The organism is Nocardioides immobilis, from assembly GCF_003515065.1.
GTDB lineage: Bacteria > Actinomycetota > Actinomycetes > Propionibacteriales > Nocardioidaceae > Nocardioides > Nocardioides immobilis.
This window is the reverse complement of the sequence record NZ_QXGH01000010.1, coordinates 185,756-211,231: the sequence shown is the minus strand read 5'-3', so window position 1 is coordinate 211,231 and position 25,476 is coordinate 185,756. Positions and strand designations below refer to the sequence as shown.

General features: G+C 69.3%; 29 protein-coding genes. 6 read left to right on the top strand and 23 right to left on the bottom strand.

What is annotated here, in order from left to right:
* From D0Z08_RS04770 to D0Z08_RS04675, 20 genes are all read right to left on the bottom strand, one after another.
* Window positions 1-867, bottom strand: coding sequence for a hypothetical protein (locus D0Z08_RS04770; protein WP_118923177.1), 867 nt, complete (start codon window positions 865-867; stop codon window positions 1-3).
* A gap of 1 nt (window position 868) precedes the next feature.
* Complete coding sequence (locus D0Z08_RS04765; protein WP_245993670.1) at window positions 869-1,147, bottom strand: hypothetical protein; 279 nt, start codon at window positions 1,145-1,147, stop codon at window positions 869-871.
* A 40-nt stretch (window positions 1,148-1,187) separates the two neighbouring features.
* Window positions 1,188-1,805 carry a hypothetical protein gene (locus D0Z08_RS04760; protein WP_118923173.1) on the bottom strand — a complete coding sequence of 206 codons (618 nt, stop codon included), beginning with the start codon at window positions 1,803-1,805 and terminating at the stop codon, window positions 1,188-1,190.
* Window positions 1,806-2,038: 233 nt separating this feature from the next.
* Window positions 2,039-2,269 (bottom strand): hypothetical protein, encoded by a 231-nt coding sequence (locus D0Z08_RS04755; protein WP_147381317.1) that lies wholly within the window; start codon window positions 2,267-2,269, stop codon window positions 2,039-2,041.
* A 49-nt stretch (window positions 2,270-2,318) separates the two neighbouring features.
* The gene (locus D0Z08_RS04750) at window positions 2,319-3,314 is read right to left on the bottom strand and encodes a hypothetical protein (RefSeq protein ID WP_147381316.1); all 996 of its coding nucleotides are present in this window, start codon (window positions 3,312-3,314) and stop codon (window positions 2,319-2,321) included.
* 432 nt (window positions 3,315-3,746) lie between these two features.
* Complete coding sequence (locus D0Z08_RS04745) at window positions 3,747-4,901, bottom strand: hypothetical protein (RefSeq protein ID WP_118923167.1); 1,155 nt, start codon at window positions 4,899-4,901, stop codon at window positions 3,747-3,749.
* A gap of 306 nt (window positions 4,902-5,207) precedes the next feature.
* Window positions 5,208-5,453: a phospholipase D-like domain-containing protein gene (locus D0Z08_RS33645; protein WP_425454039.1), complete on the bottom strand. Its 246-nt coding sequence runs from the start codon at window positions 5,451-5,453 to the stop codon at window positions 5,208-5,210.
* A 162-nt stretch (window positions 5,454-5,615) separates the two neighbouring features.
* Window positions 5,616-8,825 carry a LysM peptidoglycan-binding domain-containing protein gene (locus D0Z08_RS04735; RefSeq protein WP_118923163.1) on the bottom strand — a complete coding sequence of 1,070 codons (3,210 nt, stop codon included), beginning with the start codon at window positions 8,823-8,825 and terminating at the stop codon, window positions 5,616-5,618.
* Between the two features lie 17 nt (window positions 8,826-8,842).
* A complete protein-coding gene (locus D0Z08_RS04730; RefSeq protein ID WP_220454038.1) occupies window positions 8,843-9,304 on the bottom strand; it encodes a hypothetical protein in 462 nt (153 codons plus the stop codon).
* Entirely contained in the window at window positions 9,301-9,771 is a 471-nt protein-coding gene (locus tag D0Z08_RS04725) for an ATP/GTP-binding protein (RefSeq protein WP_182481151.1), read from the bottom strand. The genes D0Z08_RS04730 and D0Z08_RS04725 overlap by 4 nt, the downstream gene beginning before the upstream one ends.
* On the bottom strand, window positions 9,761-10,219 hold the full coding sequence (locus D0Z08_RS04720; protein ID WP_118923161.1) for a TadE family protein: 459 nt from the start codon (window positions 10,217-10,219) through the stop codon (window positions 9,761-9,763). Before D0Z08_RS04720 ends, D0Z08_RS04725 begins: the two co-directional genes overlap by 11 nt.
* A gap of 49 nt (window positions 10,220-10,268) precedes the next feature.
* Window positions 10,269-10,463: a hypothetical protein gene (locus D0Z08_RS04715; protein WP_118923159.1), complete on the bottom strand. Its 195-nt coding sequence runs from the start codon at window positions 10,461-10,463 to the stop codon at window positions 10,269-10,271.
* 33 nt (window positions 10,464-10,496) lie between these two features.
* On the bottom strand, window positions 10,497-11,402 hold the full coding sequence (locus tag D0Z08_RS04710) for a hypothetical protein (protein WP_118923157.1): 906 nt from the start codon (window positions 11,400-11,402) through the stop codon (window positions 10,497-10,499).
* The gene (locus D0Z08_RS04705; RefSeq protein ID WP_220454037.1) at window positions 11,399-12,280 is read right to left on the bottom strand and encodes a type II secretion system F family protein; all 882 of its coding nucleotides are present in this window, start codon (window positions 12,278-12,280) and stop codon (window positions 11,399-11,401) included. The genes D0Z08_RS04710 and D0Z08_RS04705 overlap by 4 nt, the downstream gene beginning before the upstream one ends.
* Before the next feature lies 1 nt (window position 12,281).
* Window positions 12,282-13,502, bottom strand: a complete 1,221-nt coding sequence (locus tag D0Z08_RS04700) for a TadA family conjugal transfer-associated ATPase (RefSeq protein WP_220454036.1) — start codon at window positions 13,500-13,502, stop codon at window positions 12,282-12,284.
* A gap of 101 nt (window positions 13,503-13,603) precedes the next feature.
* Window positions 13,604-14,680, bottom strand: a complete 1,077-nt coding sequence (locus D0Z08_RS04695) for a hypothetical protein (protein ID WP_118923153.1) — start codon at window positions 14,678-14,680, stop codon at window positions 13,604-13,606.
* A gap of 4 nt (window positions 14,681-14,684) precedes the next feature.
* Window positions 14,685-15,380, bottom strand: a complete 696-nt coding sequence (locus tag D0Z08_RS04690; protein ID WP_118923151.1) for an SAF domain-containing protein — start codon at window positions 15,378-15,380, stop codon at window positions 14,685-14,687.
* Entirely contained in the window at window positions 15,377-16,306 is a 930-nt protein-coding gene (locus tag D0Z08_RS04685) for a hypothetical protein (RefSeq protein ID WP_147381315.1), read from the bottom strand. Before D0Z08_RS04685 ends, D0Z08_RS04690 begins: the two co-directional genes overlap by 4 nt.
* Window positions 16,294-16,881, bottom strand: coding sequence for a hypothetical protein (locus tag D0Z08_RS04680; protein WP_220454035.1), 588 nt, complete (start codon window positions 16,879-16,881; stop codon window positions 16,294-16,296). Before D0Z08_RS04680 ends, D0Z08_RS04685 begins: the two co-directional genes overlap by 13 nt.
* Before the next feature lie 935 nt (window positions 16,882-17,816).
* Complete coding sequence (locus D0Z08_RS04675; RefSeq protein ID WP_118923145.1) at window positions 17,817-17,999, bottom strand: hypothetical protein; 183 nt, start codon at window positions 17,997-17,999, stop codon at window positions 17,817-17,819.
* A 583-nt stretch (window positions 18,000-18,582) separates the two neighbouring features.
* On the opposite strand from D0Z08_RS04675, the gene D0Z08_RS04670 reads away from it, so the two are divergent.
* Complete coding sequence (locus tag D0Z08_RS04670) at window positions 18,583-18,999, top strand: DUF5994 family protein (RefSeq protein ID WP_118923143.1); 417 nt, start codon at window positions 18,583-18,585, stop codon at window positions 18,997-18,999.
* Window positions 18,996-19,451, top strand: coding sequence for a DUF5994 family protein (locus D0Z08_RS04665; RefSeq protein WP_118923141.1), 456 nt, complete (start codon window positions 18,996-18,998; stop codon window positions 19,449-19,451). The genes D0Z08_RS04670 and D0Z08_RS04665 overlap by 4 nt, the downstream gene beginning before the upstream one ends.
* On the opposite strand, the gene D0Z08_RS04660 is transcribed toward D0Z08_RS04665, so the two are convergent.
* Complete coding sequence (locus D0Z08_RS04660) at window positions 19,452-20,636, bottom strand: saccharopine dehydrogenase family protein (protein WP_118923139.1); 1,185 nt, start codon at window positions 20,634-20,636, stop codon at window positions 19,452-19,454.
* 101 nt (window positions 20,637-20,737) lie between these two features.
* Here D0Z08_RS04660 and D0Z08_RS04655 point away from each other — a divergent pair, with 101 nt between their 5' ends.
* From D0Z08_RS04655 to D0Z08_RS04640, 4 genes are read left to right on the top strand one after another with little or no spacing between them, the layout of a single operon-like run.
* Window positions 20,738-21,274 carry a SigE family RNA polymerase sigma factor gene (locus D0Z08_RS04655; protein WP_220454034.1) on the top strand — a complete coding sequence of 179 codons (537 nt, stop codon included), beginning with the start codon at window positions 20,738-20,740 and terminating at the stop codon, window positions 21,272-21,274.
* Window positions 21,271-23,382, top strand: coding sequence for a beta-propeller domain-containing protein (locus tag D0Z08_RS04650; RefSeq protein ID WP_118923137.1), 2,112 nt, complete (start codon window positions 21,271-21,273; stop codon window positions 23,380-23,382). The genes D0Z08_RS04655 and D0Z08_RS04650 overlap by 4 nt, the downstream gene beginning before the upstream one ends.
* Before the next feature lie 19 nt (window positions 23,383-23,401).
* Window positions 23,402-23,668 (top strand): DUF2277 domain-containing protein, encoded by a 267-nt coding sequence (locus D0Z08_RS04645; protein ID WP_118923135.1) that lies wholly within the window; start codon window positions 23,402-23,404, stop codon window positions 23,666-23,668.
* 2 nt (window positions 23,669-23,670) lie between these two features.
* On the top strand, window positions 23,671-24,297 hold the full coding sequence (locus D0Z08_RS04640) for a protein-L-isoaspartate O-methyltransferase family protein (protein WP_118923133.1): 627 nt from the start codon (window positions 23,671-23,673) through the stop codon (window positions 24,295-24,297).
* 5 nt (window positions 24,298-24,302) lie between these two features.
* Here the strand turns inward: D0Z08_RS04640 and D0Z08_RS04635 are convergent, their stop codons facing one another.
* Together D0Z08_RS04635 and D0Z08_RS04630 are read right to left on the bottom strand one after the other, a co-directional pair.
* Window positions 24,303-24,953, bottom strand: coding sequence for a hypothetical protein (locus tag D0Z08_RS04635; RefSeq protein ID WP_118923131.1), 651 nt, complete (start codon window positions 24,951-24,953; stop codon window positions 24,303-24,305).
* Window positions 24,950-25,462 carry a SigE family RNA polymerase sigma factor gene (locus tag D0Z08_RS04630; RefSeq protein WP_245993648.1) on the bottom strand — a complete coding sequence of 171 codons (513 nt, stop codon included), beginning with the start codon at window positions 25,460-25,462 and terminating at the stop codon, window positions 24,950-24,952. Before D0Z08_RS04630 ends, D0Z08_RS04635 begins: the two co-directional genes overlap by 4 nt.
* Window positions 25,463-25,476: the final 14 nt, after the last annotated feature.

The following is a 25,476-nucleotide window of genomic DNA, read 5'->3' as shown; positions in this document are numbered from 1 at the left end:
TCACTGCTCCCCTTCAGGGTGGATCGAGTGGTCGGAGTGCTCGGTGACCCAGTTACGCCAGCCGGCTTGGAGGGCCGCATCGGTGCCGGGCCAGGTCGAGGGGGCGGGGGCCGGGGGGATGCCGGGCGCGATCATCCAGCGGCCGCCCGCCCACTGCATGCGCTCGCAGTGACCGAACGCGATCTGCCCTTCCTGCCGGTAGGTCGCGGTCACTTTCATCAGCACGCAGACCGTGACCCAGTCCGAACCGTCGGTGCCCTTGACCAGCGCGGCGGCAGGTTCCACCGTCACCGAGGAGTCGGGGTCCTTGACGTCGCCCATCTGGGTGCTCGACAGGAACGCCCGCACGCTGGCGGTGATCCACCAGTCCTCCGGTGCGACCCCTCCGGGCAGCGCCCAGCTGCGGTACACCTCATCAGCGGTGTGCAGGCTCATCGCCTGCAGCACCGCGACGTCGATCTGAGCCAGCTGTCCGATCGCGCCTTCAGGTGTGTGCGGGAAGCCGGTCATGACCAACCCCGGCCCGGGGATCCCGCTGCCGGTGGGGATCTGGATGCTCGGTGCGTCCTCGCTCGAAGGGTCGGCCGGGAAGGCGGCCTTCTCGGGAACCTGGAGCATCGGCTCCGCTGCGATCTCGTCCCGCCGGTCGGCGCCCTCGGCGACCGTGGAGTGCTCGGTCTCGCCAAGGGCGACGCCTGGTGCCGCGGTGGTGTCATCACCGATGCCGGCGAGCGCCAGGTGGACCGCGTAGACCATGCCGGCCAGGACGAGCCCAGCCACGAGGACCGCCGTCACGAAGATGCCGAGCAGCCGACGCCGGCCCCACTCGCCTGAGTCATCGACGGCTCTCGTGGCTGCGCGGCGCACCTCAAATGCACCCCCTACCGAGGATCCCATTGAGCATCCCGGGCAGCACCAGGTAGGCGATCGCGCAGGCGAACACGACCACAACCGAGATGACACCGACCTTGGAGGCGTGTGGGAGGGAGAAGACGCGGCCGGCAATGATCGCGCCGATGGCGATGATGATGCCCAGGCCGAACAGGATGATGACGCCCCACAGCACGTAGCCGGTGATCTCGTTCGTGGGGCCGACAGCGCCGGGCGGCGCCTTGGGACATACCTTCGCGGCCAGCACTACGGTCATGGCTTCCACTGGGCTGATTCCCTTCGGGGGTTGTTGTTGATCAGGAGGTTGGGCAGGTGTCGGCTTGGTGATGCAGCTCCAGCAGATGCCGGCCTGCCGAGACCAGGACTGCGGGGATGGGTAGGGAGTCCAGTCCGGTGACGGCGAGCTCGCGGACCTCGGGGATCTCCACGCAGCGCTCTCCCGCCAGCGCGCTACGGACAGCCGCGCCGCCGGAGTGCTCCACGGCCTTGGGCCACTTCTTGCGGCGGGGTCCCACCACCGCCACGACGATCTGCTCGGACTGCCGGCCGCCGGTGAGCAGGTGCAGGGCACCATCAAGGCGCCGCATGCAGGGGACGGTCGCCCTGGTCACGAGGACAACCTGGTCGGCTCCGCGGACGGCGTGGGCGAGCCAGCAGTCGGTGGCGAGCAGCTGGCCTGCCTCCCACCCGATGTCGAGAATCGTCAGCTGGTCCTCGTGCTCGGTCTCGATCGGCGCGGGGACCTCGTCGACGCCGGCGAGGACCTCGCTGGTGCGCTCGAGCAGGACGTGGTCCCGCTTGCCCCGCCTCCAGCCGGACGGATGCATGCCGAGTTCCGCGGTGGTCGCCGCGGCGAGCCCTGAGGCGGTCACCGAGCAGCACTCGACGACCCGGACCGGCCCGGTCGCGCTCATGGCAGTTGCCAGTGCGACGGTGCTGGCGCCGACTGATCCGGAGCACCCGAGGACAGCCACGGTCCGCTCCCCCGCCCCCGGGGTCCATTCAGCCGCTCGGGTGCCCGAGCCCCCCGAACAAGTGCTGCCGGTCACGGGCGGTGAGGCCCGGAACTCGCCAGCCTCTAGGGCCCGCCAGGCGCGTTTCAACTCGTCCAGGGACACCGGTCGCCGGCCGGTGGATGCGGTGGTGGTCACTTGCCCTCACCGACTCGCAGGCGCCGCAGTTCGAGGGCGCCTCGGATCTCGGCCGGGGTGAGGGTCGAGAGCATGTGCTTGGCCTCTTGGGCCCGCTGGAGCTGTTGGACGCAGCCGGTCAGCTGGCGGATCGCGACAGTTTCTCGACCGGCGATCTCGAACAACTCCGCGATCTGCTCGGGGCTGTGCTCCACGGTCGGCTGCCCGTCGTCCCGGTTGCTCGTCATCGGCTTCACCACCTTCAACCGACTAGGTCGGTTGCTGCTGCCGGAGCGATCACTCCTCATGACCGAACTTGCCGGGTGCCGCGGCGGCCAAGGCGCGCATGCTGCGGGCTGCGTGACGGCGGACGGTGGCCTCGGACTTCCCGACCCGAGGCGCGACCCTGATGGAGACTTCCGTGGCTAGCAGCCCGCCGTAGCCGCGGCCGGTGTTGCGGATCTCGACGCGCGACGCCTCGTCGACCAGACACAGGAGCAGGTGCCGGTCGGCCCGACTGATCACCTCCGTGTCGCACGCCCAAGTCAGCAGCTCGAGCAACTCGACGTCGGCCGACGGCTCGGTAGCGACCTCGCCGCTCTCGACGGCTAGAAGGAGCGGTCGATGGAACGCCGCGGCGGCTACGCGCTCGGTGGGCGGATGGTCATCGCCGGACCACTCGCTGGCACTCAGGGTCGGGCGGTCACCGTAGGAGAAGGCTTCGATCAGCGTGGTGTTCGCCCAAGTGCGATCGGAACGCGCGACCTGGAAGTAGTCACCGACCTCGCGCAGGACACCCACCTTGGTGTTCATCAGGATGTTGGCCGCGACCTTGGTCAGCCGCCGCCAGGGGAAGGTGCGGACCTCGATCCACAACTGGGAGGCGACCAGCTCGTTGATTCGGGTCGACAGCGACCCGGGCCCGTCAACGACGGGCTGGCTGTCTCGCGGTGCCCAGCCCCTGGGCGGCAGCGAGAGAAACCAGCCGGCAAGGTTGCAGGCACCGGGCAGCAGACACTTGGCCAGCGCCGCCGCCGCGGCAACATCGTCGCCACCGTCGGGAGCAGCCAGCATCGCCAGCGCCAGAAGAACCTCGTCAGCCGATTCCCGCTCGACGGTAGGCAGCCAGCCGCGGAGGTCGTCGAATCGGTCAACCACCCCGAGACGGGCATCTGCGACCACCCATGCCGCCCACCGCTCACTGGCTAGGTCAAGCAGTTCACTGTTCTCCTCGATCCCGAGCTGATCCCCAACGCTCATCGTCCTGCGCTCCTGTCCGTCGTGGCTGTCCACGCCGGGAAAGGTCGCGCTCGGGCGTCCCCCTAGCCGTCCCCCCTAGGCCCGATTTCGTGGGGGGACGCAACCCCTGCGATACGTGTTTTCGCAGGTCAGCGGTGCGTCCCCCCAAAAGTTGAGAAAGATTTCGCCGACCTCGTTGAACCCCCGACTCGTCGAGATGCAGCGAACTGTCTCGAACGTGTCGGTTCTTTCTGAATCGGTGCACATTGAGTCAGCGCGAGCGTCCTTGCGAACGAGCGACCGTCAGCTGGCGATGCGCCAGCTAGTCGGCGGACGCTCAGCTGAGGCCTACTGGCGGTCGCCTACGTAGTCGGCCGCGCCGTGGCGGGGCGGTGGGCGACCCATGGCGTCCGCGTCCCTCTCGGCCCATTCCTGGTCATTGGACCGCGGATCGGTCTAGTCATCGGCACGGTCTAGGCACTGCGCTCACAGGCTCATCCGGTCGGTGCGAACGGCGACGGCAGCCACTGCTGCGGCGAAGGCCTCGCGCAGGCGTGGGTCGTTGTCCGGTTCGATCTCTTCGAGGTCTTGGTCGTCTTCGCAGTCGTCGACGACGGGGTCCTCGACCAGAATCTCGGCGCGCCACAGCAAGAAGCAGCCGAAGATGGCCGTGTGCAAGGCTTCGAGAAGCGACGGAGCTGGGCGTAGCGGATCTAGGACGCAGACACGGACCTCGTCGAGGATCCTGCTCATTGTCTGCTGGTCGACCTTCTCGGTCAGATCGTCGAGACCAAGGAGCCGGTCTCGCAACCCGTCGAGGCCCGGCATCTGCCCGGCCGCGACTCGGTGCGCATTGCGGACGAGACGTTCCACGGTCGCACGCGGACTCAGGCCGTCGGCCAGCGAGCGGAAGACGACAGCGATAGTGTCGATCGGCATCGCCTCGATGTCGTCGGCTCGCGCGACCGCCCTCGTCCATCGGTCCGGGCTCGGGTCGCCTGGATCCGATGCGGTCGCAACGATCGCGGCAGCGCGCAACCAGACGGTCGTCGCGACACAGGCAGCGGTCGGATCCACGGAAGCTTCATGCACGTCATGCGCTCCGAGGAGGTCGCGCTCCAAGATCGCCCAAGCGGCCTGGATCTGGACGGGGGAGGCGGAAAGGCGTGAGAGCGTGACGGCCTGCTGTGCCAGCCCGGCGAAGTCACCCATGTCGGCCGCGACGACGGCGTCGAGCTCGCGGTCCACGGCGCGGGCAATCTGGATGCGCAGCCTGGCGTCGCCGATTTCATCCAGAACGAGCCCGAGCCGCTTGGCTGCGCTCAGCAGCGGCGAGTAGGGCCATCTGTCCCGCTCGCCCGGCTCGATGGTCAACACGCGGGCCTTGTCGAAGTCAGCGCGCTCTTCTCGCAGATGCCACTGCTCGGTGTTGGTCTCGTCCGGGTCAGCGGACTCGTCGATGTCGGCGTACGTGGCCCAAGCGGCCTCGGACAGGCCGCAAAGCGCTGCGACGAGCAGGTCGGCGCCTTCTTCCTCGCACGATTCCGGAACCCCCGCGACAGGCTCGGCTCGCCGGGGAGCGCCGATGCGCCACGAAGCGATGATCTGACGGCTCGATGGCGCGTAGGAGAAGGCGGTCACGGTCGATAACGCTACGGGCAAGAAGGTCCCGTACGCCTCCCATCCAGGCCTACCCGCCGATAACGCCGAGAACCGGCCTTCGAATGTCGGCCCATGGTCGTAGTTTCCGGCCGTGGAGAGTCCGGCCGCACGACAGTCCGCCTCACCCTCAACGGCCGCCAATATGAGCTATCACGCGAGGACGTGGAGATCCGCCTGGCCAACGTCGCCCCCGACGCGGTCCGCAAGCACGCCGTGAGGATCGACGACACTGGTTCCAGGTCATCCAGGCGTTTGAGACCGTTACCGGGATCCCTCGATCGGAGTTCATGTCCAACACCTCCCGCCGGCACCAGTCGGCTCTAACGCTGGTTGGTCGTCTCGCGCGTGTTGCTTCACCCCACCATTGCGTCGCGTCGACACGCCGCCTTCCACCTGGTGGTGGTGCACCTTGCTCCGCCCGCCTCGCACGAGTAGGCCGCATTCGAGGTTCCGTTCGAGCGCGTGACCTGTGAGGTTGGCGCTGCCGACGAGTGCGGTGCGGCGGTCGACGACGAGCACCTTCGCGTGCATGGAGGCATCTGCGGGGCGTGCGTCTGCTGGCCATGCCAGCCGGCGGGCGGCAAGACCGGGGAAAGAGTCGCCATGTCCGTTGAAATTGGGATTGTCTGCGTTGCGCTCGAGCAGGGGCATGGCCTCGCTCGCAGATCGCGGCATCCGACGCGACAGCTTGGGTCAACTGGCCAGCCACTCGTGGTTGCGGATGATCTCGGCGGTGCGCTCGGGGAGATCGGTGGGCGCCTCTCCGTCGTCTGAGCGATTGCACACGTCCTGGATGAGGATCCGTTCGGCCTCGGTCCGGTTTCCCTCAGCGTGCTCGACGCGCACCATGCACAGCTGCGCGACCTCCTCCTCGGGGACAGCGATCCGCGCGACTTCGGCGGCCGCGCGAGCCTGCCGAAGGTCGCCCTTCTCGAGACAGCCGGTGACAACGGTGAGGGCGACGTCGGCGATCGCCTTGGTCACGTAGTGATCGTGCCGCTCGCCCTTGAAGAGCCAAGACCAGCCACCCTCGCGGAGGTGGGTGAAGGGGTGCCCGGAGATGAGCTCGAGCGCGCGGGCGAGGTCCGCCAAGCCTTGTGCCCCACCGCGGGCCTGGCCGCGCAACACCTGCCGCTTGAAAAGATCAAGGTCGACCAGCAGCCCCGGCCCTGCCTGGTACACCTTGATCCCGCGGGCCTTCGCAGCCGGTGTCTTGTCGGCGTGGGGAAGGTAGGGGTCCCCGGTCTCGGGGTCGCTGCCGAGCCATTCGCGAACCAGGTTGACGTACTTGCGTACCTTGGCCGGGTCGTTCCAGCCGATCGCATCCTGCAGTTCGTCGCGAGTCGCGCCGCTGCGGCGTCGCAGGGCCAGGAACGCCGCGATTTCGATGCACAGCGCCTGGTACTTGTCCCGGGGCTTGCCGTGGGTGCGCAGGGTGACCGCACCGAGTAGGGAGAGCTTGGGGCGGGGCGAGGACCGGTCGAACCAGTCCGTCAGGTCCTGATCCAGCGTGGGATCGGCCCCCTCGACCTCGGCGCGAACCCGGGCCGGGACCTTCGGCGCGATCGCCTCGAGGTCCTCCCGAACCACGGGCGCTTCTCGCAGATAGTCCTCATCGGATGCTTCGAGGAGCGTGGTGACGGGCTCGCCGACGACGTGACGGGGTGCGTTGCGGGGCAGTGTGTGCTCACGGCGCAGGCTGCCGGCCTGGTCGGCGTAGGCCTCCCAGCCCTCGGTGGCGGTCTCGTCGACGGGCACGTCGACGTCCTCGAGGTTCTCGCTCTGCGCGTACAGCAACCCGCAGCCAGTGGCCTCGTCGCTGGTGAGCCTGACCGCGACCAGGTCGAGCCCCTGCTGCTCGAGCCCGACCCGCCCAGTCGGCGTGACGGCCAGCACCGGGCCGGGGGTGCCCGCACGGTCGCCGGTGACGACGATCGAGGTGCCGGTCCGACCGCGCTGCTCGTCCACCAGCCTCAGCAGTTCGGTCAGCGCCTCCGGGTCCTCACTAGCGGCGTCGACCAGCAGCATGCGAGCCGGCCAGACGTCGTCGTCGACCTGGCCAGTCCGACCGGTGGTCACATCGGTGTCGTGGCCGTTGACGCGGTCGACCATCGCAACCGCTTCGGCCAACACTTCCGCGGTCACTCGGGTGCCCGGCTGGCCCGAAGTGTGGTAGCGGATCCGCTCGCCTAGCGGCGCGGCTTCCTCAGCGACTCCGATGCAGTCGACGGTGACCGATCGGGACCAGGGGTTGACGGCGAGCTGAGCGGCGAGGTGGCGTGCGAAGTCGCGGCCCCGGGTCTGGTCGCCGATGATATTGAGCGTCCCGAGCTCCTCGCAGTTGAGCAGCCAGAGGTCACCGGCATCGCTCTGGCCGATCGTGACGAGCACTTGGTAGGGCGCCTCGACCCAACCGGTTGCCGGGCCGAGGTCTTCGGCCTCGGTGGCGGTAGAGCACGACCAGTGCGCCCGGTCTGGGGTGCCATGCCACGGCGCCGGCAGGTCGGTCGGCGCGCTCAGGTGCAGGGTCAGCATGTCGTCGTGCAGCTCGACCGCGGCGAGCGGCGGCATCAGGGTGTCGCTGGCTTGTGCGTAGGCGGCCAGTCGTCGCAGCGCCTCGTCCATGAACTCCACCGTTGCTGCCGCGGGCCAGCCGGCGGCGGTGATGGTCATCTCGGCCGGGGCGAGCTCCGGGGCGGGTGCGGCGATCGACCGTCCGGGGCGTCGGGTACGGAACTGGGCACGCCGACGTTGCTGGAGGCCGATGAACAGGGCGCCGGCGAGCAGTACGCCCCCACCGGTCAGGCCAGGCAGCACCCAGGGCGCGTCGAGCACGCTGTCGTCACCAGCGTCCGCCTCGTCGACGTCAGCGACCGGCGGTGTCTCCGGGGTCGTCTCGGCCGGCGGAGCGACCCCGGGCTGGGTCACGGGCGGGCTCTCCGGGAGCTGGCCGCGGTCCTCGCCCTCACCGTGCTGGGGCGCCTGCTGGTTCTCCGAGGGCGCGTGGTCGCGACCGCCACCGCGGTGCCCAGGCTTCTCATCCGGCTGGTGGTCGGGCTGCGGGGAAACTTCGTCGACGCCGCCCGGGACCGTGATGGTCCAGCCGGGCTCGATGTGGTCTGGGTCGACCAGGTGCGCTCCCCCGGGCTGGACGACACCCTTGCTGGCCTCGAAGAGCTCCATGTAGCGGGTGGGGTCGTCGAGCTCCCTGCCCGCGATGTCCCAGAGGGTGTCGTTCGGCTTGACGGTGTAGTCACCACCGGCGGGCGCCGTCTCGGCTTGCAGCTGCGCACCGGCTGGGAGCCGGAAGGTGGTACCCGTGGGAATGGTCTGGGTTGCCTGTGTGAAGGTCGAGCCGTCGGACATGACCAACCCGCGGTTCAGGTCGATCAACTCCTGCCAGCGGCCGCCATCACCGAGATGGGTCTCGGCGAGCTTCCAAACGGTAGTCGGCGCCTCGGCGGTGATCTGCGATCCACGCTCGAGGGCGCGATCGGTCTGGTCATGCACCTGGGCGTGGCCGACGGGGGCGTGCGGGGCGGCGACGGCCGCGGTGTGGTCCTGGGCGAGGGTGCTGGCGCCGATGCCCAGCGCGGCGACGGAGGTCACCAGGATCCGTGCGAGGTCCTGCTGGCCCCCGAGGGCGAAGCGCACGCGGTCAGCGCTAATCCCGCGGACGGTGGCGACCGCCTCGATGAGGATGCAGGCCACCATCTGGACCCACAGAGCCCACCCGAGCGCGGCCAGGCCGCCGATCATCGTGCGGTTGGTCAGCAGCTGGACCTCTGCCCATCCGCCGTGCGGCCACGGGTTCCCGACCCAGGAGAGGAGGGCCAGCGGCGTTCCGACGACCAGGGCGATGAGCGCCAAGAGCGCACCGATCCCGCGCACGAGCCTCGACATGTTGTGTTCCTCTCTCCCTACCCGTCCGGAGTCGAGATCGCGTCAGCGGTCCCGGTCTCGCGGATGTTGACCGACCCGACACCGAGCAGCCCGAGGAACTGCGGGTGACGGGTGCCGGCCGCGGTGACAATGACGGTGCTGCCCTGGACGCGGACGGTGCCGGACCAGCCAGCCTGGTGCAGGACGTTTCGCGCACGGGCGATTGCGTCGCCAGCGTCGACGCGGTCGCTGCCGGACCGGACGGCGGACGCGGACAACTCGTCTGCCCCAGCCCGAGCTGCCTGTTCGGCGGCCCGGCGGGCGTCGACCTGGTGGTTGATGAGCTCGCCGCCCCCGCCGACCAGGCCGAGCAGCGCCACGAACGCGGTGGTGGTGATGATCAGCGTCCACACCGCGGCGGCGCCACGCTCATCTCGGGTCCGGCGCGCCCCGCTGCGTCGACGATGGGCGCGCATCCGGTCGAGGAGGCGGCCCGTCACTGCTCGCTCCGGTAGGTCTCGATCGCGACGACCGCACGCTCTACGAAGACCCGCTTGGGCGCCAGGCCCAGCGAGGCACCCAGGGCTCCGGTGTCGACCAGGCTGACGGTGCACTCGACCTCCGCGACAACCTGGCCACCTGGGCTGATGTCGCTGCCAGCGAAGGAGACCGAGATGTCTTGGCATGCCTTGCCGCGATCGGAGAGCGCATCGACCGCAGCCTGCCGGCCCGCCGTCATCGCACTCTCCTCACTCGACTGCAGAGATGCGGCCCGGGCCGCGGCATAGGCGGCGTCGTTGGCCTGTGCCGAGCCATCGACATAGCGGCCAGCAGCGACCACGACGATCACCAGCGACATGGCGGCGGTGGTCATGATCAACGTCTCGATGGCCAGAGAGCCGCGCTCGTCCCGCGAAACACGGATTCGTTGCCATGCGCGACGCAGGCGTGGCGCGTCAGTTCCCACCGCCGGACCCTTCGAAATTGGTGAACTCGCGGGAGGGTTCGACGAACCTCTCCACCGGGACGGTCGCGGTCTGAGTGATCGGGTCGTCGAGCCAGGGCATCAGCGAGACGATCTGGACGGTCACGGTGACCGTCGCCTGGGTGCTGGATCGGCTGGAGGTGACGGTTGACCCGCTCACAGCCGGGTTGCCGGCCTCGTCCACGTAGCCGTCGGCTGTTTGCCGACCATCGTCGGCGGTACCGTCGAATCGGGCGCTGGTGTGCGCACCCTCTTGGGCCGCGGCCTCCGCGACGCGGTTGGCGTGCATCCTGATGCCGTACTGCACCAGCATGGTGAAGCCGAGGAACAGGACCATCGCCATGATGAGGAACTCCGGTCCGGACGCGCCGCGCTCATCACGCGGTCGATGCCGACGGCGCCGCTGGCGCCACAGTTTCCACCTGCTCATCGGGTTTCCTCCTCTCCGGCCTGCTCAATGCTCACATCCGCCGCTTGGGTTACTGGCCGCCCAGGCTGCCGGCCAGCCCCCTGGCGAACGTCCAGACCGAGTCGCCGGCGAAATATGCGATGCCGATGCCGGCGCCCAGGATGATCAGCCATTCCACCGCCGAGGCTCCGCGCTCGTCTCGCCTCCGGGGCTGAGCCATGACCTGGCCCATCACCATTGCGAGCATCAGATAGATCCGAATCACTTGATTCCCTCCTCCCGAGATGTGTTGATCCACCTAGCCGGCCGCACCGCGGAGAGCCAGGATGTACGGGCCGCAGATATAGATCGCGGCGAGCATGGCGGCGACCAGGGTCAGCTGGCGCATCGACTGAGTTGCGTTGTTGGCGCGCTCGACCGCCGCCGCCAGCCGGGTGGAGCGCATCGTGTCGGCGCGCGCGATAAGGGATGCCTTCACACGCGCGCCGTCGTCCTGGGCAAGCTCGATGCTCGAGCGCAGGCTGACGAGCTCGGGGATCCGGTAGCGCTCCCCCAGCTGACCCAAGGCCTCCCACGCGCTGATGCCCTTCGACGGCGCCAGCTCGATGGAGGTCCGCATCTCACCAAAGGCCTGGCCGGTTCCGATCTGGGCGGCCGCGGGCAGCGCTTGTGCGTGGCCTTGCCCGGCCTCCATGCTCATAGCGACCAGGTCCATGTATATCGACAGCGCGCGCGTGAACTCCTCACGTCGCTTGTTCGCTTCCGTGCGCAGATCCCTCACCGACAGCAGCACCGCGGCGGCCGCGAGCACGACGCCCAACACCGGTCCCCATTGCAATGAGACGTCGTTCCCGCCCAGGCGTCGGCCGAGCATGATCAGGGTCGGGCCGAGTCCGAACGCCAGTGTGAGCGCGGTGACCTTCGAGAGCCAGGCTTGGAGGTCGCGGCCAGTGATGGCCAGGTCGGGCGCGATGTTGTCGAGGAACTCAGGGCGGTTGGCCCGCAGCGTCTCGGCTACCCAGCGGGTGATTCGGCCCAGCGGGGAGATCGGCTCATCGGTGCCGGCGCGGCGAGTGGCCACCTCACGGCTGTGCCGCCACTGCTCGATCTCGGCGACCAGGTCGGGAGAGGGCGGGAAAGCCATGTGGCGCAGCTGCAGCAGCCCGAGCGCCAGCGCCACTCCTAGGAGCACGACGAGGGTCATAGGTTCACCCCCTTGGGTCGGTAGCTGGCGGCCTCGAGGACCTCGCTGGCACTGGAGAGGAACCGCGGCTCGGGCTCGGGCTCGGCGAGTTTGCGCACCCGGCTGAACACGAACACGTACGCGGTGGCCAGCAGCAGCGGAAGCACCTCGGCCGCACCACTACTGGCCTCCGGGAGACCCTGTGGGCTGAAGAGGCTCGCGGCGACGACCAGGGCCGCCGTCAAGACCGCGACCTGGCCCGCCTCCCAGCGGACCGTGTTCCGCTCCCGCATCACTTTGGTGCGCTGCTCGAGCTCGTCGCGAAGTGACGTCGACAGCGCGGTGAGGACGCGGGACAACTGGCCCTTGCGCTGCCGAGCAGCCAGCGCCAGCGCGGCCACGACCAAGTCCGCGCTGGAGTCGTTGACCTCGTCAGCGAACAGGCTCAGCGCCTCGGGGAGCGGGACTCGGACACTGAGCCGGAACGACAGGTGCCGCAGTGGGGGCGCAAGCACGTCGGCGGCAGTGTCCACGGTGCGCGGGATGACTGACTCCAGCCCCGCGCCCTTTTGGGCGAGGTCGCGCAGCGACTCGGTCCAGGCCGCGAGCGCCTCAAGCTTGGCCAGTGCCGCGCGTTCGGCTTTCCCTCCCCCGGTCACCAGCGGCCACAGGACCGCGCCGGCGGCCGCGATAACCGCGAACACCGCATTGCGGCTCACAGCGAGCACCCCGACGCCGACGACGGCGGCCAGGACCATGGTCCGCTGCTCGCGCTTCGACATCGCGGCCCGGCGACGGGTGAACCTGGTCAGGTCCACCGGTAGCAGCGGGAGACCGCGGGCGAGCCGCACAAGGCCAATGAGGCCGACCGCCAGAAGCACCCCGAGAACAGCAACCATGTCAGGCCCACCCTCCAGGCTCACCGGGGTCGCGGTAGCCGACCTCGCGCAGCGCCTCCACACAGCGGATCGCCGTGGGACGATGGCGCAACGCCAGGCCATCCGGCCCGGGCTTGAAGATCTCGTTGGTCACCAGCATCTCGCCCTCGTGACCCACGACCTCGCGAACGGAAGCGACGACACGTCGCTGCTGGCCGTCGCCGCGGTAGCGCTTGATGAAGACCAGGAAATCCAGGCCGTTGGCGATCATGCTGATCGTGGCCGCCCGCGGCAGCCGCTCGGGGGCCTGGACCGCATAGGAGCAGATGTTCTCCACGATGCCGTCGCTGGAGTTGGCGTGGATCGTGGACAGTGACCCGTCGTTGCCCTGCATCATCGCGTTGAGCATCACCAGGATCTCGTCGCCCAGCACCTCACCGACGATGACCCGGTCGGGACGCATGCGCTTGGAGACCGTGAGCAGCTCGCGCATCGGCACCGCGCCTTCCCCTTCGGCGTTGGGCAGCCGCTCCTCCATCACCACGATGTCGGGATGGGCGTCTTCGTCGTCCTCGAGGCCGAGCTCCAGGGCCCGCTCGATCGTGAGCAGCCGTTCCTCCGGCGAGATCTCCGCGGCCAGCGCGCGGAGCAGCACTGTCTTCCCAGCGCTCGTCTCGCCCCCGATGATGATGTTCTTCTTCGCCCGAACCGCCGCGCGGAAGAAGTCCGCAAGCTTCTCGTCGATGGTTCCGCCCTGGATCAGGTCCTTGAGCGTGTACCGCATGTGCCGGTGATGTAGTCGGATCGCGACGGCGGGCGCGGTAGCGACCGACATGACGGCCTGCACACGAGCGGACCCGAGGCGAAAGTTCACGTGTGGGTTTGCGCTATCGAACGCGCGACCAGACAGGCCTTCGTGCGCGGCCAGGGTCTGGATCGTCTCGATCAGCTCCTCGTTCGAGGCGAATACCGGCGGCACCTTCGCCCTAACACCATTGGTGTAGTCGACGAAGACCTTCTGCCAGCAGTTGATGTCGATCTCCTCGATGCGCTCATCACGCAGCAGCGCCTCGAGCGAACCGGCGCCATAGAGCCGGTTCTTCAGTCCCTGGATGAGGTCCTGCATGTCCTCCCAGGACATCGTCGGGTGGCCAGCCTCGGCCAACTCGCGGGCATAGGTCTCCACGACCCGGTGCGCCAGTTCCGCCTTGAGCGCGTCGACGCCCTCCTCGGTCAGAGGCACCTGGCCATGCCGGGAGCGGTCGGCCAATTGCGCCTCGAGCAAATCACCGACCCGTACCTGCAGCCGCCGCAACAGCGTGTGGTCAGCACCCCGGACCTCCATCAACTGCCCTCCCCCGTCGTACGACCGGCGGCCCAGCCGGTGTGCCGCTCTTCAAGCAGCATTTCGCGGTCGCCGGTTGCGGACGCCGCCCTCGTCGGCCCCGACGTCGGCTGGGTGTTATGCGACCAACTCGGCTGCATGCCGGCCGGCATCCACTCGCCGGCGCCATCGGCCATAGCCGGCCTCATGGGCTGCTGAGCTTCACCACTGACCGACGCCCGACGGCGTCCCTTCTTCATCTCCTCCGGCGTCGCGTGGTCGATGCCCGTCGCCAACCCGAGGTGCCACATCGCCTTACGGGCCGACTGCATCAGCTTCGAACGCCGCAACGGCTTGGCCCAGGGGTCTCCGCCTTCGACCAGAGCGTCCACCGCGGCGGGGTCCCATGCGATCCAGCCCACGCCGCGAATCGTGGGAGCCGCCGCCGTATCCGCCAGCAACTCGGCAATCTGGCCGGCGTGCCGAGCACCGCTGCGGTGTCCGGTAACCACCACAGGCAACACCAACGGCGGCTGACCGTTCTTCTCCGCGATCGCAGGCGCAAGTTGCTCGAGCCGCCAGATCATGTGCTGCACCGATCCGAGGTCGCCCCGGCACACCATGATCAGCGCGTCGGCGGCGGCCGCGATCGGCATTGAGGGAGAGCCAGCGTGGATGCGGCCAATGTCGGCGAACACCGGAACAGATTGCGAAGCCAACGTCGCGGTCACTGCACCCCACGACAACGACGAGCCCTGCTCAGCGGTCAGGAAGCCGGGAACCACCCGGACGGTGTCGCTGAGCTGGTGGGACCCCGAGCGCCACAGGTCAAGGTGGCGCGGCTCACCCGGCCGCTGCGCCCCCGCCTGCACCAGTGGCCGTTCGGCGAGCTGTTGGGTTGAGCGCCCTGCGCCCATGCCCAGCACGGTCGGGGTGGCCGCGAGAGCACGGCCCTCGGGCCGGAGCCGCAGTGCGAGGTCGCCGCCGTACGGGTCGGCCTCAACCACAACGGCGGGCTTGCCGCGAGCAGCGGCGAGCGCCAACGCGGTGGTTGTGGCGCCTGGAGCCCCGCGGTCGCAGCAGACGGCGAACAGCATCGACTCACTCCTCGCCCGAGAGCGGAGCCTGGACGATGGTCACCTGTCCAGCTGCGCTGTGCGCGGCGATCACATCCGCAAGACCGTCCTCGACCAGGACCGTCACGACCACAGCCCCTTCGGGCGTCTTCCCGACCGAGTCAACGCGAGCCCCAGTCGCCAGCACCTTGGGTGCTTCCAACTCGGCCTTGGTGCCCGGGTCACCCTCCGGCGGAGCCGCGAGGACGTCCACGAGGTCTCCGGCGATCAGGCCTCCAGGAACGCGACCCTTGTCCAGCCGGATCGCGACGAGCCGTTCGCCGTCGGCGGGGACCTCCTCCTCGCTGAGGGCCGCGTCGGTGAGGACCTGCCCGTCAACGAGACCCGCGGCGGCGCGCTTCCCGACGATCGACTCGATATCTGAGGCATGAACAGCGCCATCAACTCCGGCGACCTGCGCCGGACGGACATCGTCCTTGTCGATCACCTGGCCGGCTGCGACCGGGTTGGTGACCACGAGGACCTCAACGCGGTCGCTCTGCGACTGGAACAGCGTCACCAGACCTAGCACCACGACGAGAACGAACAGCATCGTCGCGACCCACTGGCCCAGCCTGCGCGGCCGCTTCTTCGTGACCTGTCCCAGAGTGGAGCGCAGCCCGAGACCCTGGTCCCGAGACGATCCGTCGGCCATGCGCTCGGTGTTGGTTGAGAGCGTCAATTGGTCACCACCGTCTGGCGCTGCCGCACCTCGATCGTCGTCGTCTCCCCTGATGGGGCCGTGATCTCGCCGAGATCCCCGGAGGGGCTCACGCATGCGCCCGAGCACGTCCAGGTCGCGCCGTAGACGATCTGCGCCGACACGTCGTGGGTGTCGCCGATCGGGTTGTCGATCGCTTCGTAGGCATGCGAGCACGTGGTCTTCGCGGCGTCGGTCATGCCCTTCACCCAGGCACGGCCGGCGTCATAGCAGATCTTCGTCTCAGGGCCTAGGTCCCACTCCACCCGGGCAGGAGCAGCGGTCACCGTGACCGATGTAGGGCCAGCGCTCACTGTTTCGCGAAGGGCGCGCCACTGATCGGCGGGAACCCACAGCCAGTTATCGATATGCACGTAGGTGTGGAATTCAGGACCAGGCGCGATCTCTGCGTCTGCACGCTCCAGCTTCATGCGGCCGAGCGCAGTCTGAGCGAGTACGGCCGGGTCGACTAGCGGCTCAGCGCCGTTGGCAACGAACCAGGTGTTCTCAAGCACCGAGACCGTGTGGTCACAACTCCAGATGCTCCCCTCAGACGGGTCGTGCCCTCTCCAAAGAGGCGAATTCGCAGGCGGCTGTGGATCGAGGCGGAACCCGTAGCAGCCGTGCCCAGCGTCCCAGGTCCCGCCGTGCTCGTCAGTGCAGGGCACTACCTTGTCGCCGTCCTGGCATTGGGTCGGCTCGCCGCCGCCAGGGGTGCCGTTGCCCGGATCCTCGGTGTCGGGGTCGCCCGGATTCTGCACGGGGATGCAGATCCAGCCGCCAGGGATCTCGGACGGCGTCTCGCCGGTCGGACAGGACGGTGGATCGGCGGCCGCGGTCGACGAGAGACCGAACGGCAGCGCAGCTGCCAGCATGACGGCACCAACCAGCATCCTCACGGCTTGCATGGCCGCGCCTTACCGCCTGTTGCGTCAACCACGCCGTAGATCAGCCAGTCGTGGCCCTCCGGCTTCTCGAGGGTGATCGTGCGGAGGTTCGGCTTCTGCTGCCAGGCAACTGGCTGGGCCGGCTTGCCGCGCTGTGTGGTCTTGATCGTCGTGTAGTCAAGGCACTGGTCGACCACGACCGAGAGTCCGTCCTTGCTGATCGTCTTGGGCTTGGACCAGTACACGTCTGCAAGGCCCTCGATCTGGACATCGACCTGTTCATAGGTCTCGAGTCGCTGATAGAAGCCTTGCCAGATCGGCGACGGGAAGTACTGCTTGAAGAACGCCTCTGCGCGGTCAGTGGCCTTCCCTTCAGCCCAAATCGCCTCGGAGCGACTCTCGTAGATCTCCCAACGACCGAAGGCTGCGTCGTACGCGGCAAGCTGCTTCTCCGTGTACTCCTTCTCCCAGGCCGGAGGGGTGGTGATCGGCTCGGTCGGTTCGGTGGGGCTCTCCGAGGTCTCGCTGTCCGGCGACGTCGTCGGCGGGTCGTCGCCCCCTCCGCATGCCGCGGCGACCATAAGGGCCCCCAGCACAGCTGCGACGGATGTAGCGCGACGGAGCATCATTAGCACCGACCTCCCGAGTGATCGTCCGTGCGTTTTCCTCCTGAGGGTATGCCGCTTCGTGGGCGAAAGGCAGTTATCCACAGGCATGAATCCTGAGGTGAGTCGGTCCACCTCCCGTTCGAAATGAACCGACTCGCTGAGATGCCGACGGCGCTCCGCGTATTCCTGGCGGTGGTCGCGCCGTCGCGACTCTCAGGTTTGAGGGGGATCTCGCGTTGGACGCGGCGATGCCCTCGGCTGTCCCTAACCGTTGACGCGCCGCGCCTGCCTTCCATGGACGCTGGGGTGGCTGCGGCCACGGCCGACACTTCTCTGGTTCTAATGGAGCGCGGCTCAGACGGGTGCGTTGCAGTCACCGTCTGTTCCTCCCGTTGCAGGGTCCGAGGCGAACCCGCACGAGGCCCGCTGTCCTACAAGGTCGAGGAGGGCGTCCTGTGCGATCACTGCGACCGATACTTGTTGGAACTGAACTGGTCGCATGGCACACGTCAACCGAGCCAGCCCTGGAGCGCTCACTCGATCGGCTCAGCTCTTGTCGTTGGAGTGCTTGCTCTAAGCCTCTTGGGATCACCGTGAGGGCCGTCGGACCGACATCGGTGGGTCGGTGGCAAGCGGCGTCGCAAGTCACCTCGTCGGTGGCCCCGAACGGCCCGCGAGTCAGTCGGCGCCTGGTTTCGTTGCGTTCCGACGGACTCTGAAGCCACTCGAACTGTCGGGCGCCACAACGCGTTCACACCAGCGGAAGCCAGACCAGGATCTATCGCGCAAGGAGGGTGGCGTGACCGTGCGATCACCGAAGCTGGTCATACCGCCAACGACGCACGGGCCTCAGTGCGCGACGCTCGGCACCCTGATCGGCGGCGCGCTCGAACCACAAAGTCGGTCGTAGCCGGCTACTTCACTCAGGAGGCGTGGTCGACCCACTCGTGCGCGACAGGAAGGAACCCGACAGTCTCGACGACGCGGTATCCGACCGGTCCGTCCGGCGCCCATCCGTCGCCGCTGGCAGCTCGTTTGGCGAGCACCACCGCGTGAGCTTCGTCGGTCGCGTGACCGGCCCAGGTGTAGGTCTCGTCGTCGGCCATCGGAGTGCCCTCCCGGTGGTGACGAAGACGCACCTCAAACGGCCTGACTGGCGGAAGCTTACGAGTCAGCACAGCAGCAACCTACCGCGCTCGTGGTCCGACGAGCTGGATCACGGTCCCCTCGGGCCCGCGGGTGAGCCAGGCGCGGTGCCCGCGACCTCCTCGACATCTTGGCCGTCGGCGGCGAGACTTTCAGAATGTTGCACGTGGCGGCCTCGAGCGATCCGGTGGCATCGATCCCGGGGACGTGCGTCGGCCTGCACCGTCTCCAGAGCCCGGCTTGTGCGAAAGCTGTGCGAATCCGGGGCCTCGGGGTGTGTCTCTGCAGGTCAGCGCGATTTGAGTGCCAGCCTCCTAAGCGAAAGGTCGCCAGTTCGACTCTGGCCGGGGGCACAAGAGGACAGCTGAACGGCTGCGAGCAGCCGACTCCCCGCCTAGGCGAAAGGCCCGCCAGTTCGACTCTGGCCGGGGGAACCCAACGAAGGCTGGCGACAGCCCCTGCGGTGCTACCTTGGAAGTACGGTCGGCTCCAGCAGCCCGACATTGGTGGCAGCGGTTTATCGCCGACCGGGGAGAGGCCGTCATGGCCGCCATCGCATCGCCCGATCTCCGCCTCCAGAAGGACCACACGAACCGTCCCTACGGTGGCGGCTGGTGGCCGGACGGACACGAGCTGTCCCACGAGCTGCTCGACCTGGTCAGCCGCTGGCCGGCCGACCGGCCGTCGATCGTCAGCTACGCCTTCCTGCACGACGACTGGGACCGGAGCGAGGCAGCCGTCCCGACCGAGTACCGCACCCGCACGCTGATCCTGAACCTCAGCGATCGATCGAGCTGCCGGCTGCTGCTGGTCCCCCACGGCACCGACCCCGACGTCGCCGACGAGCTCCTCCTCGAGGCCAGCAACCCGCACACCACCTGGCGGCGGATGGACTTCATGAGCACGTTCCGGGGACCGCAGCGGGTCCCGGCGCTCCCGGTCGACGGGACGCTCCGATGACGGGCCTACGGCTCAGCCTGGGGTCGACCGGTGTCGGCCAGGACAAGCTGGACGGCGGGTGGTGGCCGCGCAGCCGCGACTTCGCCACCGAGTTCGCCGAGCTCGTCGACGGGTTCCCGGCCGAGCACGGGCGCGTCGTACGGGCGCTCTACTCGGCCCCGGACTGGGACGACGCGCCACGGCCGAGGCGGGTCGCCGTACGCCGCGGCTACGTGAAGGTCGGGCACTTCCCCCGGGACGACACCAAGGTCATCTACCTGACCACGTCGAACCGGGTCGTCTACTGCCTCCTCGTCATCCCCTCCTCCTTCAACGAGTCGCAGGGCTCCGAAGCGATGCTGGCCGCCTCCACCGGGGGCAACCACCACTCTGCTCAGGACCTGCTCGACGTCGTCACCAACGAGCGCGCGGTGGATCCGGCCGGTCTGTGGGCGGCCGAAGGCGTCCGGTGATCAGGAGATCCGCTCGAAGGTGATACCTGCCGCCTGCAGCCGCGCCAGCAGCGCGTCGCCCATGGCCTGCGCGGTGGTCACCTGGCCGGCCGTGGGCGGGTTGTCGTCCAGCGCCAGGCACAGCGCCGCCTCGGCCAGCATCTTCGCGGTCTCGGTGTAGCCCGGGTCGCCTCCGCTCACCTTGGTGCGGACGGTGGTTCCGTCGGTCTCGCCGACGAACTCGACGGTGAACCACGACTTCTCGCGGCGCCCCGCCGACGGACCGCTGCCCTGCGGCACCCGCTTCTTCAGCAGGTTGCGGACGGGCGGGATCTGCGCGGCGACCGCGATCGCGCCGGCGCCCGCCATACCGCCGCCGGCGTACCGGAGCGTCTTGGTGCCGGCGAAGTGTGAGTAGCGGAAGTCCGGTCCGTACCACGGCAGCGCCGCGCCGCTGCGGGCCACGACGAACGGGTCGATCGTCGGCAGCGGCAGCAGCCAGTAGCCGAGGGTCTTGTCGCGCCCCGGCTTGCCCGCGACCGCCTTCGAGCGCCGGCCCTCAGGTCGCGGCTCGACCCGCTTGCGGGCCTGCATCGCGTCGCGCATCTGCTTCGCCCGCGCGAACGCGTTGAGCGCCGAGTGGAAGGTGCCGCCGGAGAACGTCCCGTTGGAGCGGACCACGCCCCGCATCGTCACCGGTGCCGTGATCTCGCCACCCGCCGCGTCGGCGAGCTGCTGGATCGTGAAGTACGCGCCGATGTCGTGCGGGATCGAGTCGAAGCCGCAGGCGTGCACGAGCCGGGCGCCGCTGGCCTCGGCGGTCGCCTGGTGGTCGACGTACATCCGGTCGACGAACTCCGGCTCGCCGGTGAGGTCGAGGTAGTCGGTGCCCTCCTGAGCGCAGGCTGCGACGAGCGGGCCGCCGTACTCGAGGTAGGGGCCGACGGTGGTCGCGACCACCTTGGTCGACGCGGCCATGTCGCGCAGCCCGGCCTCGTCGGAGGAGTCCACGACGACGAGGTCGACATCAGCGCCGAGCCGGTCGCGCACCTGCTCCAGCTTCTCCTTGCTGCGGCCGGCGATCGCCCAGCGCAGGCCGTCCGGCGCGTGGGCGGCCAGGTAGTCGGCGGTCAGCCCGCCGGTGAAGCCGGTGGCTCCGAGGAGGACGAGGTCGTAGGTGCGCGGGGAGTCAGATGACTGAGCCATCCGCGCATCGTTGCACCGACCCGGATCCCGATGGAACCTCCCTGGGTCGTAGTTCCGTCATACGGTCAGCAACCAAGCAACATCCGGGCATCGGAGAGTTCGTGGATCGAGACACCGAGGCGGAGTACGCCGCCTACGTGGAGCAGGCATGGCGCACGTTGGTCCGGGCCGCCGTGTTCCTCGGGGCCCTGCCGCACGAGGCGGAGGACCTCGCCCAGACCACGCTCGTCCGGTGCTACACGGGCTGGGACAAGGTGAGCAGCGCGGACAACCGGGACGCCTACGTCTACCGGATGCTCCTCAACTGCCTGCGGGACAACCGCCGCAGCCGGTGGTGGAAGGACCGGGCGGCGACCGGTGAGCTCGCGGACGGCGGTCCTGGGTCACTGCAGACCTCGGTGGGTGACGGCACCGACGCCGTTGCGACCGCCGACGCCGTGCACCGCGCGCTCGGCTGCCTCACCAAGCCGAACCGCGACGTCGTGGTTCTGCGCTACTTCGTGCAGCTCACCGAGCGACAGACCGCCGACGTTCTGGGGGTGCCGGCGGGCACCGTGAAGAGCCGGTTGTCCCGGTCCCTGGCCCAGCTGGCTGCGAACGACCACATCCTCGACCTGAGTGGAGGGGCGTCGCGATGACCGACCTCGAAGACCTGTGGGACGACCTGCCCGTCGGCAAGGCGCCCACCCACGACATCCTGCGCGCGGGCCGCAAGGCCGAGCGCGCCGCCGGCGGCGGCTCCGGGAAGCGGCGCTTCCTGCTGAAGCCGCTGCTGACCGCGGGCATCGCCACCGGCATCGTCGGCGCGTTCCTGGCCGGCACCCTCGTCGAGGGCGGCGGCGGGTCCGACGCGGACAACGGCGCCGATGGCGGCGCCGACCCGACGCACGTCGCGTTCCAGGCCGACCTGGAGGCGGCGGCGTCGTGCGACGAGCTGCTCGACGCCTACGTCGACCGCGGGCTCGGGCTGGTCACGGCGTGGGGCTGGGAGTCGCCCTACAACCCGTACTGGGGGAACGCTCTCCACACCCTCGACCGGGACCTGGGGGACTTCAACGGCATCGACGAGCTGAGCGGCGCGCTGGTGAACCAGCGAGGCGCGATCGACGGGGCGCCCGGGAGGACTGAGGGACTCAGCACCTACAAGATGGCACCGACGACGACGCGCCAGGAGAACAGCGACACCGGCACCAACGTCCAGGAGCTCGGCGTCGATGAGCCCGACCTGGTCAAGACCGACGGCGAGCTGCTGCTGCGGCTCGACGACGACGAGCTCGTCGTCTACGACGTCACCGGCGACCAGACCGACCGCCTCTCCTCGGTCGACCTGCCCGGCCTGGAGGAGGGCGAGATCATGCTCGCCGGCGACACGGTGGTCGCGGTCGGGATCGACGAGAAGGCGGCGCGCGAGCGCACGTCGTACGGCGTCGGCCCGCGGCTCGGCACCCGCGTCATGACCGTGTCGCTCGCTGACCGGGCGGCGCCGGAGGTCGTCGACGACGTGGCGTACGACGCGCGGCTGCTGTCGGCGCGGCAGCACGGCGACGCCGTACGACTGGTGCTGTCCAGCGGACTGCCGGACCTCGGGTTCGTGCACCCCGGCAAGGGGCGTGGCCAGCGCGCGGCGCTCCAGCAGAATCGCGACAAGGTCGAGAAGTCGTCGATCGAGGACTGGCTGCCGACGATCGCCGCGGACAGCGAGGACCCCGCACAGCTGCTCGACTGCACCAACGTGGCGATCCCGTCGGACGAGCTCGCGCTCGACACGGTGAGCGTGGTCGGCTTCGACGCCGCCGCGCCCGCCGACGTCGACGCGATCGGGCTGGCCGGCGCGACCGACATCGCCTACGAGTCGGTCGACCACCTCTACCTCGCCGCGAGCCCGAGCTGGGGCAACGGCTTCGAGTGCTGGGAGTGCATCGGCTCGCGCATCCTGCCGAGCGTCAAGGGCGGCGAGACCTACCTGTTCGACTTCAAGCTCGACGGCACCCGCGCCACCCACGTCGCCTCCGGCGAGGTCGAGGGCGCGATCGAGGACCGGTGGGCGATGGACGAGGCCGGCGGCGTGCTGCGGACCGCGGTCACCCCCACCTCGGAGACCGGGAACTTCAACTCGGTCGTCACCCTCGAGCGGGACGGGCAGGACCTGGTCGAGATCGGCCGGCTCGACGGGCTCGGGCACAACGAGGACCTCACGTCCGTGCGCTGGTTCGACGGGCTCGCGATCCTGGTGACCTTCCGTCAGCGGGACCCGCTGTGGGCCGTCGACCTGACCAACGTCAAGAAGCCGAGCCTGATCGCGAAGCTCGAGATCCCGGGCTTCTCGTCGTACCTCCACCCGCTCGGGCCGAAGCGCCTCGTCGGCATCGGCGAGGGTCCCGTGGGCGGCGGTCACTGGGGCGCCCAGGCCGGCCTGTTCAACGTCGCGGACCTGAAGAACGTGCACCGGATGGACGTCCAGCACTACGCCCCCGGCACCGAGGCGCTGGCCGGCGCCGACCCGCGGACGTTCACCTTCATCAACGACCACCGCACCTTCCTCACCGTCGTCCAGGATCACCGCCGCAGCCGGGTCGGCTACCTGTCGGTGGTGCGGATCGAGGACGGCGAGCTGCGCAACCGGATGGTCCAGGTGGAGTACGGCGACGACGTCGACGAGGTGCGCGCCGTGCCCCTGCCGGACGGGCGGGTCGTGCTGGTCACCGGGGAGGACGTGGAGTTCTTCGACCTGCGCGACCGTCGGTAGTGCGGCGTACGCTCGACGTATGTGTCGCAACATCCGGGTCCTCCACAACTTCGAGCCGCCGGCGACGACGGACGAGGTCACCGCGGCCGCGCTGCAGTACGTGCGGAAGGTGAGCGGGACGACCAAGCCGTCGCAGGCCAACCAGGAAGCGTTCGACCGGGCCGTCCACGAGGTCGCGCACGCGACGCAACACCTGTTGGAGGCGCTGGTGACCGCCGCGCCACCGAAGGACCGCGAGGTCGAGGCCGCCAAGGCGCGGGAGCGGGCCAAGCTCCGCTACGGCTGATCATGGATCCTCGGGTCGACGAGGCGTTCGCGGCGGTCCCCCGCCGCGACTTCCTCCCCGCCCGGCAGCACCGCTTCGCGCACCTCGACCAGGCGCTCGACATCGGGTACGGCGTGACCAACAGCCAGCCCACCACGGTCCGCAACATGCTCGCGCTGCTCGAGCCCCGGCCGGGCGACCGGGTCCTCGACGTGGGGTCCGGCTCCGGCTGGACCACCGCCCTGCTCGCCTACCTCGTCGGCCCCACCGGCTCCGTGGTCGGCGTCGAACGGATCCCCGAGCTCGTGGAGCTCAGTCGGGCGTCGCTCGCCGGGATAGTCCCTGACGAATCTGTCGCCGATCGGCTCGATCCACGACAGGAACGTCAGGGACTATCGCAATTTTCGCCCGTCAGCGTGTTCGAGGCCGAGCCGGGGGTCCTCGGGTGGCCGGCGGGTGCGCCGTACGACCGGGTGCTGGTGTCGGCGACGGCGGAGACGGTGCCGCACCGGCTGCTCGAGCAGCTCACAATCGGCGGGGTGCTGGTGGCGCCGGTCGAGGGCGTCATGCACCGGGTGGTGCTCACGCCGGAGGGGCCGGTCGTGGAGAAGCACGGGCGCTACCTGTTCGTGCCCCTCATCGAGGACTGACCGGCTCAGCCGACGCCGGCCTCGACGTCGCCGGAGACGGTGATGCCCTCAGCGAGCTCGACGACCTGGTCGTCGGCGAGGTCGATGCCTTCCCAGACCTGGACCATCACCAGGTGCTCGCCCTGGAACCAGCGCAGGATGCGGGTCCCCTCCCCGTTCGTCTCGAGCACGCCCGGCTCACCGTTGATGGTGACGTCCTGGCCAGCACCGAGCTCCTGGGCGGCGTCCTGCGACTCGAGCATGATGACGACCTTGTTCTCGAAGTCGAGCGGGTGGGTGTCGTCGCCGGAGGCCGCGAGCGTGAGCACGTAGGCGTCGGAGCCCTGCAGGACGTAGCCCGCTGGCACCTTGGCGAGCTCGAAGCCTTCCGGCTGCTTCCCGGTGTAGTCGACCAGATCGAGGGAGCCCGCCTCCTGACGACCGGAGTCCGACGGCGTCGTCGCCGGCCGGGGGTCGGCGTCGTTGTCGATGACGGTCACCACGCCCAGCGCCGCGCCGAGGCCGAGGGTGAGTCCGGTGCCGGCCATGGCCGCGCGGGTACGGCGGCGCCGGCCCAGCGCGGAGTGGGCCCGCGCGAGGTCGCCGGAGACGACGCTCTCGCTCGGGGTCGAGGCGGTGCCGTCGAGGCGGGCGAGGCGGTCGATCAGGTCGTTCATCGGGGGTCTCCTTCGAGGGTGGGTACGGCGAGGGCGGCGCGGAGCTTGTCGAGGCCGCGGGCGGTCTGGCTCTTGACGGTGCCGGTGGTGCAGCCGAGAGCGTGGGCGGTGTCGTCGACGGACAGGTCGTGGACGTGCCGCAGCACGACGGCGGCGCGCATCCGCGGCGGCAGGTCCCCGAGGGCGGCCACGAGGGCAGCGTCGAGCGCGTCGGTCCCCGGGTCCGGGGCGACCGTCTCCGGCACCGCAGCGGCGCTCCGCTCCCGGCGGGTGAAGCCGCGCCGGTGGTGGTCGGCGTGGCAGTTGACGAGGGTCCGGCGGGCGTAGGCGACCACGTTGCCGGCCTTCGCCCGTCCCCAGGCGAGGTAGACGCGCACCAGCGCGTTCTGCACCAGGTCCTCCGCCAGGTGGGCGTCGCCGGCGGCGAGCAGCCGCGCGGTCGTCACCAGACCTGCTCGGTGGGTGCGGACGAAGTCGGCGAACTCGCGGTCCCGGTCCCTGCTGCTCACTCGGCGTCCCTCAT

What these genes read in the sequence shown, in the direction of transcription:
- D0Z08_RS04765 (WP_245993670.1), bottom strand. Translation starts at nt 1,147, where the DNA reads ATGACCGTAGTGCTGGCCGCGAAGGTATGTCCCAAGGCGCCGCCCGGC.
- D0Z08_RS04760 (WP_118923173.1), bottom strand. Translation starts at nt 1,805, where the DNA reads ATGAGCGCGACCGGGCCGGTCCGGGTCGTCGAGTGCTGCTCGGTGACC.
- D0Z08_RS04755 (WP_147381317.1), bottom strand. Translation starts at nt 2,269, where the DNA reads ATGACGAGCAACCGGGACGACGGGCAGCCGACCGTGGAGCACAGCCCC.
- D0Z08_RS33645 (WP_425454039.1), bottom strand. Translation starts at nt 5,453, where the DNA reads ATGCACGCGAAGGTGCTCGTCGTCGACCGCCGCACCGCACTCGTCGGC.
- D0Z08_RS04735 (WP_118923163.1), bottom strand. Translation starts at nt 8,825, where the DNA reads ATGTCGAGGCTCGTGCGCGGGATCGGTGCGCTCTTGGCGCTCATCGCC.
- D0Z08_RS04720 (WP_118923161.1), bottom strand. Translation starts at nt 10,219, where the DNA reads ATGAGCAGGTGGAAACTGTGGCGCCAGCGGCGCCGTCGGCATCGACCG.
- D0Z08_RS04710 (WP_118923157.1), bottom strand. Translation starts at nt 11,402, where the DNA reads ATGACCCTCGTCGTGCTCCTAGGAGTGGCGCTGGCGCTCGGGCTGCTG.
- D0Z08_RS04705 (WP_220454037.1), bottom strand. Translation starts at nt 12,280, where the DNA reads ATGGTTGCTGTTCTCGGGGTGCTTCTGGCGGTCGGCCTCATTGGCCTT.
- D0Z08_RS04695 (WP_118923153.1), bottom strand. Translation starts at nt 14,680, where the DNA reads ATGCTGTTCGCCGTCTGCTGCGACCGCGGGGCTCCAGGCGCCACAACC.
- D0Z08_RS04685 (WP_147381315.1), bottom strand. Translation starts at nt 16,306, where the DNA reads ATGCAAGCCGTGAGGATGCTGGTTGGTGCCGTCATGCTGGCAGCTGCG.
- D0Z08_RS04675 (WP_118923145.1), bottom strand. Translation starts at nt 17,999, where the DNA reads ATGGCCGACGACGAGACCTACACCTGGGCCGGTCACGCGACCGACGAA.
- D0Z08_RS04670 (WP_118923143.1), top strand. Translation starts at nt 18,583, where the DNA reads ATGGCCGCCATCGCATCGCCCGATCTCCGCCTCCAGAAGGACCACACG.
- D0Z08_RS04665 (WP_118923141.1), top strand. Translation starts at nt 18,996, where the DNA reads ATGACGGGCCTACGGCTCAGCCTGGGGTCGACCGGTGTCGGCCAGGAC.
- D0Z08_RS04660 (WP_118923139.1), bottom strand. Translation starts at nt 20,636, where the DNA reads ATGGCTCAGTCATCTGACTCCCCGCGCACCTACGACCTCGTCCTCCTC.
- D0Z08_RS04650 (WP_118923137.1), top strand. Translation starts at nt 21,271, where the DNA reads ATGACCGACCTCGAAGACCTGTGGGACGACCTGCCCGTCGGCAAGGCG.
- D0Z08_RS04645 (WP_118923135.1), top strand. Translation starts at nt 23,402, where the DNA reads ATGTGTCGCAACATCCGGGTCCTCCACAACTTCGAGCCGCCGGCGACG.
- D0Z08_RS04640 (WP_118923133.1), top strand. Translation starts at nt 23,671, where the DNA reads ATGGATCCTCGGGTCGACGAGGCGTTCGCGGCGGTCCCCCGCCGCGAC.
- D0Z08_RS04635 (WP_118923131.1), bottom strand. Translation starts at nt 24,953, where the DNA reads ATGAACGACCTGATCGACCGCCTCGCCCGCCTCGACGGCACCGCCTCG.